Origin of the sequence: Neobacillus sp. NPDC097160 (assembly GCF_044762155.1) — a bacterium.
Lineage (GTDB): Bacteria > Bacillota > Bacilli > Bacillales > Cytobacillaceae > Neobacillus.
The window spans coordinates 88,797-103,047 of record NZ_JBIWDU010000019.1; the positions used below are offsets into that span (position 1 = coordinate 88,797).

Annotated in this window: 8 protein-coding genes; 1 reads left to right on the forward strand and 7 read right to left on the reverse strand. The window is 41.5% G+C overall.

Translation table 11 applies throughout. From position 1 onward, the window contains the following. Window positions 1-5: 5 nt before the first annotated feature. A complete protein-coding gene (gene pruA / locus ACIQXV_RS23740) occupies window positions 6-1,550 on the reverse strand; it encodes an L-glutamate gamma-semialdehyde dehydrogenase (RefSeq protein WP_402962866.1) in 1,545 nt (514 codons plus the stop codon). A gap of 261 nt (window positions 1,551-1,811) precedes the next feature. Here pruA and ACIQXV_RS23745 point away from each other — a divergent pair, with 261 nt between their 5' ends. Continuing rightward, a complete protein-coding gene (locus ACIQXV_RS23745; RefSeq protein WP_402962962.1) occupies window positions 1,812-3,188 on the forward strand; it encodes a sigma-54 interaction domain-containing protein in 1,377 nt (458 codons plus the stop codon). 59 nt (window positions 3,189-3,247) lie between these two features. Here ACIQXV_RS23745 and menC read toward each other — a convergent pair whose 3' ends face one another. The 6 genes from menC to ACIQXV_RS23775 form a co-directional block, all read right to left on the reverse strand. Further along, window positions 3,248-4,357 carry an o-succinylbenzoate synthase gene (gene menC, locus ACIQXV_RS23750; RefSeq protein ID WP_402962869.1) on the reverse strand — a complete coding sequence of 370 codons (1,110 nt, stop codon included), beginning with the start codon at window positions 4,355-4,357 and terminating at the stop codon, window positions 3,248-3,250. Window positions 4,358-4,369: 12 nt separating this feature from the next. Beyond that, window positions 4,370-5,179, reverse strand: a complete 810-nt coding sequence (locus ACIQXV_RS23755; protein ID WP_402962872.1) for a GNAT family N-acetyltransferase — start codon at window positions 5,177-5,179, stop codon at window positions 4,370-4,372. Between the two features lie 142 nt (window positions 5,180-5,321). Then, on the reverse strand, window positions 5,322-6,473 hold the full coding sequence (locus tag ACIQXV_RS23760; RefSeq protein WP_402962875.1) for an amidohydrolase: 1,152 nt from the start codon (window positions 6,471-6,473) through the stop codon (window positions 5,322-5,324). A gap of 13 nt (window positions 6,474-6,486) precedes the next feature. Beyond that, window positions 6,487-7,338, reverse strand: coding sequence for a MurR/RpiR family transcriptional regulator (locus ACIQXV_RS23765; RefSeq protein ID WP_402962877.1), 852 nt, complete (start codon window positions 7,336-7,338; stop codon window positions 6,487-6,489). Between the two features lie 153 nt (window positions 7,339-7,491). Then, on the reverse strand, window positions 7,492-8,376 hold the full coding sequence (locus ACIQXV_RS23770) for a DMT family transporter (protein WP_402962880.1): 885 nt from the start codon (window positions 8,374-8,376) through the stop codon (window positions 7,492-7,494). A gap of 192 nt (window positions 8,377-8,568) precedes the next feature. Beyond that, window positions 8,569-14,076, reverse strand: a complete 5,508-nt coding sequence (locus ACIQXV_RS23775; RefSeq protein ID WP_402962883.1) for a metallophosphoesterase — start codon at window positions 14,074-14,076, stop codon at window positions 8,569-8,571. Window positions 14,077-14,251 lie beyond the last annotated feature (175 nt).

The window sequence follows — 14,251 nt, forward strand, 5'->3', positions numbered from 1 at the left end:
AATCCCTATAATGTTTCAGAAGTTGTTTTTGCCTGCATATGAAGCAGCAAATAATCAGGACCGCCGGCTTTTGAATCTGTGCCAGACATATTAAAGCCGCCAAATGGCTGATAGCCGACAATGGCACCGGTACAGACACGATTAAAATACAGATTTCCAACGTGGAATTCTTCCCTAGCCCGTTCAATATGTTCACGATTATTAGAAATAAGGGCACCGGTTAAACCATAGTCAGTATTATTGGCAATTTCCATCATATGGTCAAAGTCACGTGCTTTACAGATAGCCACCACCGGTCCGAAAATTTCTTCCTGCATCAAGCGTGATTTTTCATCAAGATCAGCGAAAATCGTCGGCTGGATAAAGTAACCTTTCGAATCATCGCCTTCACCGCCGGTCATCAATCTGCCCTCTTGTTTGCCAACTTCGATATAATTCATGATTTTCTTAAATGCCTTGTCATCAATAACTGGTCCCATATAGTTTTCAAGAGCTTCCGGGTTTCCAAGTGTGAGTGTCTTCGTTAAGGCAACCGCCCTTTCAATGACTTCGTCGTAAACATCTTGATGAACAACGGCGCGAGAGCCTGCAGAACATTTTTGACCGGAGAAACCAAAAGCAGAATAAACAATACTTTTTGCAGCTAACTCTAAATCGGCATCGCTGTCGACAACAACCGTATCCTTACCGCCCATTTCTGCAATAACCCGCTTAATCCAAATTTGCCCTGGGTGAACCTTTGCTGCACGTTCATTAATGCGGCAGCCGACATCGCGAGAACCTGTAAAGGAGACGAAACGTGTTTTCGGATGATCCACAAGGTAGTCACCAATTTCTGCACCGCTTCCCGGCACAAAATTAAGCACACCTTTCGGAAGTCCCGCTTCTGTCATAAGCTCTACAAATTTTGCAGCCACTACAGGTGTCGAGTTAGCAGGTTTCAACAGAACCGTGTTTCCCGAAACAATCGCGGCAACAGTTGTTCCGGCCATAATCGCTAATGGGAAGTTAAACGGTGAAATAATAATTCCGACTCCTAGTGGAATGTAATGGAATTGATTAAATTCGCCTTCACGGCTATTAACTGGAAAACCATCTTTAATACGGAGCATTTGTCTTCCATAATACTCAAGAAAATCGATTGCTTCTGCTGTATCGGCGTCCGCTTCGTTCCATGGCTTTCCAGCTTCTTTTACAAGATAGGCAGAAAATTCATGTTTCCTGCGTCTCATGATTGCAGCAGCACGGAAGATAATATTTGCACGATGTTCTGGTTTCCACTTTTTCCAAGATTCAAAGGTAGTTAAGGCAGCCTGCATTGCCTGTTCAGCCAACTCTTGGTCTGCCATGGAAACGCGGCCAATGACTTCGTCTTTGTTCGCTGGATTAATAGAAGTAATTTTTTTGTCTGTTGTAATCGGTTCCCCGCCAATAACGACTGGATATTCTTTACCTAATTGTGATTGAACATAGTTTAATGCTTCTTGAAATGTATGTTTATTTTTTTCATCTGCAAAATTAGTAAATGGTTCATGTGTATATGGTTTCACGTATTAACCCCCTTGTTTTAAATTCCATTAATTTAAGATGCAAGTACCGTGCCAAAATAAAAAAGCTTATTCTTCAAGGTATTTTTCACTTACTGCAAAATAATTTTGCGCAGAATTTTTTACTTTTACATTCATGCAAATATTTTTTGCGTTAAAAAGTTTTTAATGTTTAAATAGTTTTATATAGTATTTGAAAAGGGGCATGAAATCAGCGTGGAACATTCAAAAGAGACGGCAGATTATTTGCAATTTGTTAACCAGATGTATCAACGAATTTTAGACGAAGTGGATGTCGGTGTTCATGCGGTAGACGAAACGGGAAAAACAATTATTTATAATAAAAAAATGATGCAGATGGAGGCCATGGATAGTCAGGACGTTATGAATAAAAACCTCTTGGACGTCTTTATGTTTAAGGAGGACCAATCCAGTACGCTTGTAAAAGCACTTCAGGAAGGCAAAGTAACAAGTAATGTAAAGCAAACGTATTTCAATAACAAAGGCCGAGAAATTACGACACTCAACAATACGATTCCTATTTTTGAAAATGATCAAATTCAGGGCGCTGTTGAAATTGCCCATGATGTAACAAAGTTGGAACGGTTAATAAAAGGAAATATCAATCGCAATGGGGCATTGAGGTTTACTTTTGATAGCATTATTGGCGGGAGTGCCGCGATAACGGATGTCATTGAAAACGCCAAGAGGGCAACACGCACCTCTTCTTATGTGCTAATTGTCGGTGAGACAGGTACAGGGAAAGAGCTGTTTGCTCAAAGTATTCATAATGGCAGCAATCGTTTTTCCGGTCCATATATTTCCCAAAATTGCGCGGCGTTGCCTGATAATTTAATCGAAAGCCTTCTCTTCGGCACGAAACGTGGCGCCTTTACAGGTGCGATTGATCAACCTGGTTTATTTGAACAGGCAAATGGCGGCACTTTGTTACTTGATGAAATTAACTCGTTAAATTTAAATCTGCAAGCAAAGTTGCTGCGTGTTCTTCAGGAAAAAACGATTCGCCGTGTCGGGGATACTAAGGATACGCCAGTGGATGTCCGGGTAATAGCCAATATGAATGAGGACCCAATCGATGCGATTACAAACAACCGGCTGCGAAAAGACTTATATTACCGCCTTGGAGTTGTGACAGTTTTTATTCCTCCACTACGGGATCGTAAGGAAGATATTCCATTACTTGTCAAGTATTTTATTAGTAAGTATAATGAACTGTTTCAAATGGAGGTAAAAGGGCTGTCTGATGAAGTAAAACAATCTTTTGAGGAATATGATTGGCACGGAAATGTCCGCGAACTCGAGCATATCATTGAGGCGGCCATGAACATCATGATGGACGACGAAGCAACCATTATGTACTCACATTTACCCTTTCAATACCGAAGCAAAATGCATGTAAAGGACAGAGTAACGCCCGTTTTTTCTATAGATACATTTTTAAAAGACCAGGGGACTTATACTGCCCCACTAAAAGAGAAAATGGATCTTTTTGAAAAATCCTATATTGAGAGTGTATTAAGAAAGAATTACTTCAATATTTCTAAGTCAGCAATTTTACTTGGATTAAGCCGGCAAAGCCTGCAGTACCGGATGAAAAAATTAAACATAACTATTGAATAATAGCGCCTGGCCTCCAATGCGGTAAAGCTTTAACGCGTCGGGGGTCAGGCACTATGGGTTTACGCATGAAAGGTTCGGCTGTAAAGGGTATAACGGTCAATTCGGTCACGGTTTGGTTCATAACCGATTCCAGGCAGTGTTGGTACGGTAATCATTCCGTCTTCCACCGTTACCTCAGGATCGATGATATCTTCCTTCCAGTAACGTGATGAGGCAGCCGTATCACCCGGAAGCGTAAAATTAGACAGGCTTGTAATGGCTATATTGTGCGCCCTACCGATACCAGATTCAAGCATTCCTCCGCACCAGACGGGAATCCCGTTCGCTTCACATAAATCGTGGATTCTTTTGGATTCCGATAATCCACCGACACGGCCAATCTTGATGTTGATGACTTTACAGCTGCCAAGGTAAATGGCTTTTCTCACATCTTCGACACTGTGAATGCTTTCATCCAAACAGATAGGCGTTCTGATTTGTGCTTGCAGCTGGGCGTGGTCCACAATATCATCAAACCCCAAAGGCTGCTCAATCATCGTTAAATTAAATTCATCCATTGCCTTAAGTGTATCGATATCCTCAAGAGTATAGGCCGTATTGGCATCGGCCATTAAAGCGATATCAGGGTATCTTATGCGAATCTCCCTTAAAATATGGAGATCCCAACCAGGCTGAATTTTCACCTTAATCCGCTTATATCCCGTTTCTAAATAGCCGTCAATCATATGTAACAGTTCATCGACGGAATCCTGAATTCCTACACTGATGCCGGCTTCGATTTTATCCCTTGTTCCCCCTAAAGCCTTTGCCAGGCTTATTCCTTGCTGTTTGGCATAAGCATCCCAAATGGCTCCCTCAAGGGCAGCCTTTGCCATATAGTTTCCCCGAACATGATGGAACCGTTCAAACACTTCATCCGGGTGGGAAATTGGCTCTTTGAAAAGCAGCGGGATAAGGAAATCCTCCATCATATGCCAATTTGTCTTGACCGTTTCCTCCTTATAGGTAGCATCAATTGCTGCAACCGATTCTGCCCACCCGGAAATTCCATCCTTAGTTTTCACTTCTACTAAAATAAAATCTTTATCATATTCTGTTCCTACAGCTGTGGTAAATGGATGCAAAAGGTCCATTTTCATATGTCTTAACACAATTCGCTGAATTTCCATCTTACTTATCCCTCAATCCCTTTTTTGTAAAATATAATAATAGAGGTAAGGTTTCTGGCTTTTCCGTAATGCAGTAACCATCCACCCTTTGTTCAGGTAATGGCTGAAAACCTCCCGCGTCTTTAATCTCCATTCTAATGCTGCCGACATCCGGTCGGTTTTAATGGCCTGGATATGACTCGGCACAGGTACATATAAGACATTTGCATCATTTCCATAATTAAGATGGACAGACTCCGGCACTGGGAATCCCTGTTCATCAATAGCTACATTAATTAGTAATGGACCATCACCATTCTCGTTCACTTCCAAATGGCCGGATACTGGTTCCTCTGTAATACGCCATTCAACTAAGAAACGATCGGATGGCATGCCTGCATTAAGAATGTCCGGCATATCCCCGTAACAATTCTCAATGTACTGGGTACAAACCCCTCCTAATTTGCTTAAATTCAAATATCCGTTTACGGTTTCCAAAGGATCATACGTCCACCCGATGAGATTGTACCCTTTTTTCAGGGCCTCTTCCCGCTGTTTTAATTTTAATTTTTCCCCGATGCCCATTTTTCGAAAGTCAGGGTGAATCCCCATACTATGGGAGCAAAGATAGACATTGGTGCCATCAAATCCTGGAAAACTGTACTGAAAGCCTATTAATTGATCATCGCTAAATGCTCCAATGACCATTCCGCCATTTTTCACAACAGCAATGGAATGGCTCACTGGTACAGGGTCTTCATCAGCCCAAACAAGACTCTCCAGGTTTTTAACTAGCGTTAAGTCCTCTGGGCTGGTTAACATTTTTATAGATATTGTTTCCATAGAAAATAATCATGCCCTTCCTTAAAATTGATTAAACGACCCTTTTTAGGAAGCTTTTTAACCGGTCGCTTTTCGAATCACTGAACAGTTCCGCTAGATCAACCCTGCTCCAATCATTAACTTTTTCATTTTTATTTCACTTCTATTTTTCATTTTTGTTTTCCAATGAAGCTGCTTGATATAGCAGATTTGCTAAAATTTTTGTTCCATAAAGAAGCGCCTCTTTGTTGAACTGCATCTCCGGATGGTGAAGACCTGGCAGCAGGTCACAACCCAATCCAATCATGGTTCCTTTTAAATCCGGTTTCTGAAGGGTATAAAAATGAAAATCCTCTCCACCTTGTGAAACACAAGGATCTGCTACATTTTCCTCACCGATTACAGCGGCAATGGCTTTTACTGCTAGATTCGTCGCTTCTTTGTTCGTTGTTGCAGCAGGAACAAATTCTGTTACATTTCCACTTATCGCAGTACCCGTCAAATGGCCAACCTTCTCCAATAAATCCTCCGTTTTGACTTTCAACTCTTCCATCGCTGCATTTGTCCTTGCACGCAAGTCTAAAATAAATTCTGCCTTCTCGGGAATCACGTTTGAAGAGTCACCGCCTGACTTTAAACCCGTCATCTTTATTGAAAAAGAATCAGGACTCTTTAAACGAATATTTTGCAAGGCTTGAATAAGGAAGGAGGCTGCTTCGATCGGATTGTTGCCATCCTGTGGACGAGAGGCATGCGCTTGCTGTCCCTTAATCACCCCGTATATGGTTGCGCAAGAGCTATGAATGATGACGGGGGAAGCTTTCCCCATTGGTACTTCCATCCAAGGACGAAGGTGAACTCCAAATAAATAGCGGCAATGATCTAGGGCGCCTTCCTCTACCATTTTTAGAGCGCCTTCCCCTTTTTCTTCCGCAGGTTGAAAAATAAATCGTACCGATTTCTTTAGACGAGGCCTGCATGCCGCAAAAGCCAATGCTGTATGTAATACCATGGTGCTGTGGGCATCATGACCACATGAATGATTGGGCTGCACCTCTCCCTTAACTTCCTGCACAAGGGCATCCATATCGGCACGCAGGGCAACTACCTCATCACTTTCACCTGGAATGTCAGCAACAATGCCAAAATGACCATTGAAGGTTTTGTATGTGATACCCGCTCTTGTTAAGGCCTCCTGAATATAGGCAGAGGTCTTTCGTTCCTGCCAGCTAGGCTCGGCCAGCTGATGCAGGTCAGCGTATGTCTGTTGAATCTCTTTGTCCTTCTCGTTTACATAATCATCAAGTTGACACATGATGTCCCTCCGATCATTCCACATAAACACCGTAATTGGTGTAGAGTGATTCTAACTTCTGTTGTCTAGCTTGGATTCTTTCACGATCCTTCACCGTTATTCCTGCGATGATAAAATCTAGTAAACTGATGGCAGGTGTAATAGAATGTGCCATCGATTCTGAATTTTCTTCTGTTGTCAGTGTAAAATCGGCAATGCGGCCAACAGGTGACAATAGCCGGTCTGTTACACAGATTAATGGAACACCCTGTTTTTTAGCACTTTCCGCAATCTTTAGTGCGTCCTTCGAATATCGTGGAAACGAAATAACAAATAGGACGGAGTTTTCATTTAAATCTACCAGCCGTTCATAAATATCCCCAGTTGTTGGGCAAAGAGTGATTTGATCCCGAAGTGTATGGAGCTGGAAAGAAAACCAATAGGCTGGGGCATAGGAGGCACCCATTCCCAAAATAAAAATTCGCTCCGCTTTCATTAACACCTCAACGACCTTCCACAGTTCCTTTTCATTCAACTGCCGAAAGGTTTGCCGCTGGGAAAGAATCTCCTTTTCCAAGATTTCCGAAAAAGGAGAGCTGTGCCCTTCATCTTGATGTACATTTTTCGAATCCGCTCCGAATGGATTCAAGCTGTTGGTTAAAATTTGTTGCTGAATTATATGCTGCATCTCGCTAAAACCGTTAAATCCCAAGGCATAGGACAAGCGAATCACAGTCGTTTCACTAACTTCCACCTTCCGGCCGATCATGGCTGCTGTGTTAAATGCTGATTCATCCAGTTTCTGAATCAAATACTCCGCCACTTTTTTTTGCCCGGGAGACAATGTATCGTATTTTTCCTTTATCAATCTTTCAAAACTCTGCATACTGCCCTCCATCCGCATGTAATAAATGCTTCACTTTTTTAAAAAGTTGCAGGAACTTCTTCAGCTAATTGGATTATACCACGTTAACTGAAAATTTAGAAATGTCTTTTTGAAAAAATTCCATAGAAAAAACCGCTTGGTTCTCCCAAACGGTTATGTACCATCACTATAAAGCCTTTTCCGTTGATACGTAGACAGTACTACTCCTCCGACAATAAATAAAGATCCTAAAATTTCTGCACCGGTTATTGGTTTAGAGAGCAAAATCAATCCCATTATCATTGCTACAAAAGGTTCTAAATTTGATAATATGGAAGCCTTTGAAGCATCAACATGTCTAATGTTGTTATTCCAAATTAATGTAGCTATACCGTGAACAACAACAGCAGTTCCAATCAGTAAAGCCCAATCAGAGATATTAAAGCTGATTCGTAAGGGCGAGTCCAGGATAAAAGCAAACGGAATCGACACAAGGAAGCCTACTATATTCGAATATAAAGTAATGGAGAGTGGATCTATTCTTTGAGAGAGGAGTCTCGTCATAATAATCATAATAGCGAAGGTGATCATCGTTACAACAATCCATAATAAACCTTTATCGATATGCAAAGAAGATATATTGCCTTTTGCTACCACAAAGTAGATCCCTACGATTGCCACAACAGACCCCATCAACATACGAATGGTTAATTTTTCTTTTAAAAAGATAGCTGCTAAAAGGCCAGTTAAAATAGGAGTCGTTGCTAAAATTAAGGCAGATGTAGTTGGATCAGCTGTTTGTAATCCTACAAAAAAAGACCATTGGTTTATAAATACACCAATAACCCCAAGAAAAAACACCGCAAGTAAATCTGTTTTATTCACACGTTTAACTTGTTTTTTGTATGTGGATAATCCCATTAAAAACAGTACAATAAACAAAAGCCTTAACATGGTTAACAGAGTTGGGGAAAAGTCTTGGACTAATATCTTTCCAAATACAAAATTACTTCCCCAAACCACTACACAAAAAGTTAGCCAAGAATATGCTTTTAACATAATTTCCCCCCTTCCTAAAACACTTTAACAAAATGCTAACTGTCCTATTTTATACTTACTAGGATATTTCGTATACATTTTTGATTGGATAACGTGACCTAAAAGAAGACCCCCAACGCGATAAATCTTTAACGCGTCGGGGGTCTTGCACCTTAATACATTAGGGCCAAGCACTAGAATTCAATCACAAAGTTATTTTATCCAAGCACCATTTGAATCAAGCTTATATCCTTGAATCGTTGTGTTTGCTGCCATTTGCCCGCTCGCATACAAGTAGTACCATTTTGTGCCTACCAGTACCCAGCCAGTTTTCATTGTACCGGTTGAATCAAGGTAATACCATTTGCCAGCGTCTAATACCCAGCCGGTCTTCATCGCACCATTTCTTTCTAAGTAATACCAAGTGGAACCAAGGTTTACCCAACCTATTTTCATCGCACCACTTGAATCAAGGTAATACCATTTGCCAGCGTCTAATAACCAGCCGGTCTTCATCGCACCACCATTTTCCATGTAATACCAATTGAAACCAGATTTAACCCAGCCAGTTTTCATCGCACCACTTGAATCAAGGTAATACCATTTGCCAGCGTCTAATAACCAGCCGGTCTTCATCGCACCACTATTTTCCATGTAATACCAAGTGAAATCGGATTTAACCCAGCCAGTTTTCATCGCACCATTTGAATCAAGGTAATACCATTTGCCAGCGTCTAATAACCAGCCGGTTTTCATCATACCTGTTTGAGGATCATAATAATACCACTTGCCAGCTTTAGAAACCCAGCCTTTTCCGCTATCGTCACTGCTTGGTATGTTTTCATACTCAGCTTTTAATGTAACCTCATTTGCTGGCATCGTAAATGTAAATTGATCTGCCGTATAACTTTCATTTTCAAGTCCTTTCGCAGTCCATTTTACAAACCTTTGTCCGCTTGGAACAACAGCCTTCACAGTAACTTGCGAATCCTTTTTAATCTTAGCCGGACTGTTTACCTCATTTTCGTCTACCGTAATGATTCCTCCATCTACAGTCAAAGAAGAGACAATACCATCTTCTACAATCAAAGGTATGGTGTATTCAGAAGAATTTAAGTCTGCAAAGGTTATAACAAGGTCATATGTCCCCGCAACTAAATTATCATACTCAGGAAGCTTCATTATGTCGTCATAAGCAATTTCAAGCCTATCCTCTGGTGCGCCATAGCCTGTGCTTGGGAACCAATAACAGCCGGCGGCATCAAGAACCAATTCATTATCCTTCATGATCTTGACGCTTTTTACCGCTTTCCGCCAGTTTGCAGGTTGAATTCCCAAAGCGCCTTTACCAAAGTCTACCGTTACCCAAATATGTTTTTCAACTGCCCTGTTGTAATATGCATTTTTTGAAACAAGGCTTGGAGCAACGCCAGAAGTGGAATCCGAAAGCTTGAAGGTGACGTCAATCGTGTGTACGTCGGTAACATTGTCAAAGATATACTCGCCTGCTGCAGCAGCCTCAGGATTTTCCACTCCGTCAACTTTTACAGTTTCAATTTCAAAATATTCGTTAGGAGTGAATGTAAACTTTTGGCTCTGACCACGTTCGACCAAAACATATCCCTGCGGAGAAATTGTCCCGCCCGAACCTGCAGATGCAATAATAGTTACAAAGTTATCTTCTTCACCGCCGCCAATATTTATCTTTCTAGGAACAGGTACATTGTTCGTTGCATCCCATTCCCATATGTCTGTAAGGTCCCAACCCAAGGCCTCAAACGTAGCTTTTTGTGTAAAATCAGATGCCGCTTTTCCGGCAAATGCAGCGACGATTCCTGATGGCAGTCCACTTGTGCTTAACTTGTCACTGTTATAGTAGTTCATTTGGTCTGTGTCGATAATCGGCCTGCTGCCAGACCAGTAGCCTGCTATTTTACCAGGTGCTGCCTCATTTACTGCATTTAACACAGCATTTCCATTAAAGGTTTTGAGCAGACTACCTGATGAACCGCCCATATCACCTACAACAGCACCGAAATATTGACCTCCGTCAGGCCCTGTGACAGTACCTGCTACAAAGTTATTAAGAATAACTTTTCCCGTTGTCGTATCCTTTTGAGGAATAGGCGAACCTGAACTGTTCCAATTCGTGCCTCCAATCAAACCTCCAACTGTAGTTCCAAATACTGCTGCAGTTGAGGAGGAATTTTGCAAAGTACCCGCATGTAGCAAACCTACTATACCTCCTGTATTACTGCCACCGGTTACTTTTCCATCTACATAGCTGTTTTCAATAGTGCCTGTGGATACCCCAGCAATACTGCCAGTACTATTCTTTCCTGTAATATCTACATTTTCTAGCTTAAGATTTACAACTCTGCCGCCAGTACCTATATAAGAGAAGAATCCTGTATTATTGTTACTGCTTAATATTTTCAAATTACTAATTGTATGTCCATTTCCATTAAATGTTCCTAAAAATGGAGCTGGCGCGGTGCCTCCGCCAATTTCTGAGAATGTGACATCTTTCATATCAATATCAGCAGATAACTCGTATTTTCCGTCAATCGGATAGGCGGACGTGCCAAAACCTTCAGATAATGCAACCAATTCACTTGCTGTTCCGATTTTTACTGTTGCTGTGCCACTACCGGCAAGAGGTGTGACTTTAGCTGTAGCAGAGCTTGTTGCTACTCCATTATAAAAACCTGTTCCCGTGGCTACGGTGCGTAAATATGAACCTACATCCTCCTCTTTGATGGTATAGCGTGATGATGTTTCTCCTGCAATGGTTGTCCAAGTCGTACCGTCCGTTGATCGTTCCCATCTGAAAGAAGCGGTAGCGCTTGATGGAGTAATAGCTGCATTCAGGGTTTGACCTTCTTTTGCAATCCCTGTGATGGCTACATCTGTAATGGTCAATTCGTTAACATCTTCCGGGACTGACGGATAATTCCATGATGCTAAATTATGGGTACGTGGTTTGTTGGTAACCAGTGCGTTGCCATCCCCTGTAACCAAGTTCCCTTCTTTATCGTATCCTCTGCTTGTTACTCTGATTTCATTTGGTGAAATAGAAATATTCGAAAATCCTAGACCAATTGGCCTAACATCGACATAGGCTACCTTTTCGGGGTCCCTTTTGTTACTTTCGAAATAAGGTCCGCGTCTGTCGTTATTTCCAGAATAGCTTGTGATATAGGTTGTTCCGTTACCATAAGTTTGTGGTTCAATGTTTGACCCATTTGCATATAGCTTTGTACGGACATATATATGGTCGTGTCCTGAAAGCACCACATCAATTCCAGCTTCATCAAAAGCGGTTGTCCAGGATGCCACAGGGTTAGCCATACGATATCCGAAAAGTGATTTGTGCATAACAGCAACACGCCACTTTGTAGGGTTTTGTTTAACGACGGACTTCATCCAGTCCTGCTGAGCCTTTATTTGCTCTTTGCTGCTTTGATCCTGATAATCCATCATCATGAAAAGTGTATCGCCATAAACATAATAGTAGTTGCTTGACTCAAATTGCTTTTTGTCCACGCCGGATACCATTCTTTCAGTACCGTCTCCACCGCCATAAAATGACGCACCGTTTTTAGGTGGATTGTAGCGTCCAAACAGATTTTGCAATGTCGGGTCTACCGAGTCCCAGCTGCTGTTCGGAGCCCAACTATTACCTGCACCGTCGTACTCATGATTTCCAGTTCCTAGATACAATGGTACACGCGCAAACTTATCAGCATTTGCCCCAAAAAAAGTATCCCATTGATTGGTATCGAATGCATAAGAAACCTGGTCACCCGAGCTCAGAATAAATGCAGCATTCGGGAAATCAGTAAATGCTTGTTTAAGAGCTTTGTCATTGTGACTAGAATCAGGTGCTGCATGTACGTCAGTAACCCAGTTAAAGTTAAATGTATCAAGATTGCTGTCAGGTGTTTTAAAACTAGCTGGTGATTCTACGTTTGTAACATTCATTCCACCGTCACCAACAGAATATACATATTCCGTGCCAGGCTCCAGTACGGCCGTCTCTGCCTTATGGCTTTGAACTGGCGCAACAGAGTACGCAGTCCCAGCACCATTGTAGTTAGCATTTGAAATGGCGTTCGAGAGGTCTACCGTGTTATTTGTTCCTCCAACAAAATTTGTAAACTTTCCGCCATTGCTTTCAAAGTCTGATTTTTTAGCATAATAGAGCTGCGTTGTTTTTGTTGCTACTGGTGTTACCCAGTTAAAGCGTGCGATATACTTGCCTTCCTCTTGTTTAAATGAATCATACAAGAAGGTTACAGAGGTTGGTTCCGTACCGCCGCCTGTCGGCTGGGTAATCTTTTCCTCTGATTTTGTAATCGTAAAGTTATCGATGACTCGGAAAGGATTCTCAGAGCCTGTTGCTTTATAGAACGCTTTATAGGTTATCGCATTGCTGGTAACCTCTACCTTGCTGTACACACCTGGTGCATAAATTTTACCGCCGCCTGTACCTGTTTTATCAATGCGAAGGTCATAAAAATAATCATTCCAAGACGTGTCACGGTTGTCGAGGCTGTAACCGTAGTTATAAACCGATCCCCCTATTACATAGGTAGGTGCTTCGCCGAATTTTGCCTTTTCAATGCTTCCTGTGCCTGCTGTAGTAGAGGTTGTCTTTAAAGTGGTTCTGGCATAGGCATGTTCATGTCCATGGAATACCAAATCGATGCCTGCATCGGTCAGCTTTTTACCAATTACATTGTCCATATTATAGTGACTTGCACCTGGATCGTAGGGTGGAACATGAAAATATACTATTTTCCATGCCTTGGAGGTATTTGCACTTTCTTTCTCCAAAAACTCCCATTGGATATCTTTGTCAGTGGAAGAAGCAAAAGAATTAAGAGAAATAAACAAGGCATCTCCATATTCAAAGGAATAGACCGTCCCATCAGCAGCTGAAGACAACCCGTCTGGTTTATGTAAAGACGTATGGTTAAATCTTGCTTTATACTGCACAAAATCTCTGTCATAGGATGCACCATCATGATTACCTGGAGTTGCCATGATTGGCAGCTTATCTAAAAGGTTTTGAGCTGCATCAAAGAATAACTGCCATTGATCTGAAACATGCCCATCCTCTACAACATCACCCATATGAAGAAGAAATGCAGCATCCTGTTCATTCTCCTTAATATAGTCGTATAACTTGTTAGTGTTATCAAACGAACTAACAGATGTTCCCTGTGTATCCGGGGTGATAACAAAAGAAAACGGCTTGTTTGCAGCAGAATCCGCAGGTGCCGTAAAACTAGCGATAGCGCTATATCCGTCGCTAGCGTTACCAACTTTATAATAATATTTTGTTTCAGGAGTAAGATCCTGAATCACAACATTAAAGGAATTGATAGCTTTAAAGTCAGTCCGCCTATTCTCTGGAAAAATATCTGTGGCAACTGGAGTAGTCTTTGTTGCGCTTTTCTTTACACCATCATCCAGGTTTGGTGATGTATCATAAATGATTTCTGAAGTGTTCACCGTTGGATCAGTTACCCAATTAAAACTCATCGCCGTTTTACCTGCTTCTGCCCCCCCGCCTATACTCATGGCAATTTGTGACGGAATTCCTGCAGGTGTTGCTGCCGATGCTGGCCTAGGCGTTACAAGTCCAGCAACAGCTATAAGTACTGCTAAAAGCACTGAAATTAGTTTTGATTTTGATTCTTTTTTTCTGATCACTCCTATTAAACTCCTCTCAACTTAGAAATTAATTTTTTCTGGTACCTTACTAAACTCCTTTCATTAAGAGATACAAATTTTATTATCTCAGCGGAATGTTAATTCTGATGCATATAAATATTAATAATAGGTAAATATTGTTTCTTTTGAGTTTTTTCTGGAAATTACGAATCTG

Bases quoted from the DNA above. Each gene is read 5' to 3' on its own strand.
- ACIQXV_RS23770 (WP_402962880.1), bottom strand. From the start codon at position 8,376: ATGTTAAAAGCATATTCTTGGCTAACTTTTTGTGTAGTGGTTTGGGGA.
- ACIQXV_RS23755 (WP_402962872.1), bottom strand. From the start codon at position 5,179: ATGGAAACAATATCTATAAAAATGTTAACCAGCCCAGAGGACTTAACG.
- ACIQXV_RS23760 (WP_402962875.1), bottom strand. From the start codon at position 6,473: ATGTGTCAACTTGATGATTATGTAAACGAGAAGGACAAAGAGATTCAA.
- ACIQXV_RS23765 (WP_402962877.1), bottom strand. From the start codon at position 7,338: ATGCAGAGTTTTGAAAGATTGATAAAGGAAAAATACGATACATTGTCT.
- menC (WP_402962869.1), bottom strand. From the start codon at position 4,357: ATGGAAATTCAGCGAATTGTGTTAAGACATATGAAAATGGACCTTTTG.
- ACIQXV_RS23745 (WP_402962962.1), top strand. From the start codon at position 1,812: ATGTATCAACGAATTTTAGACGAAGTGGATGTCGGTGTTCATGCGGTA.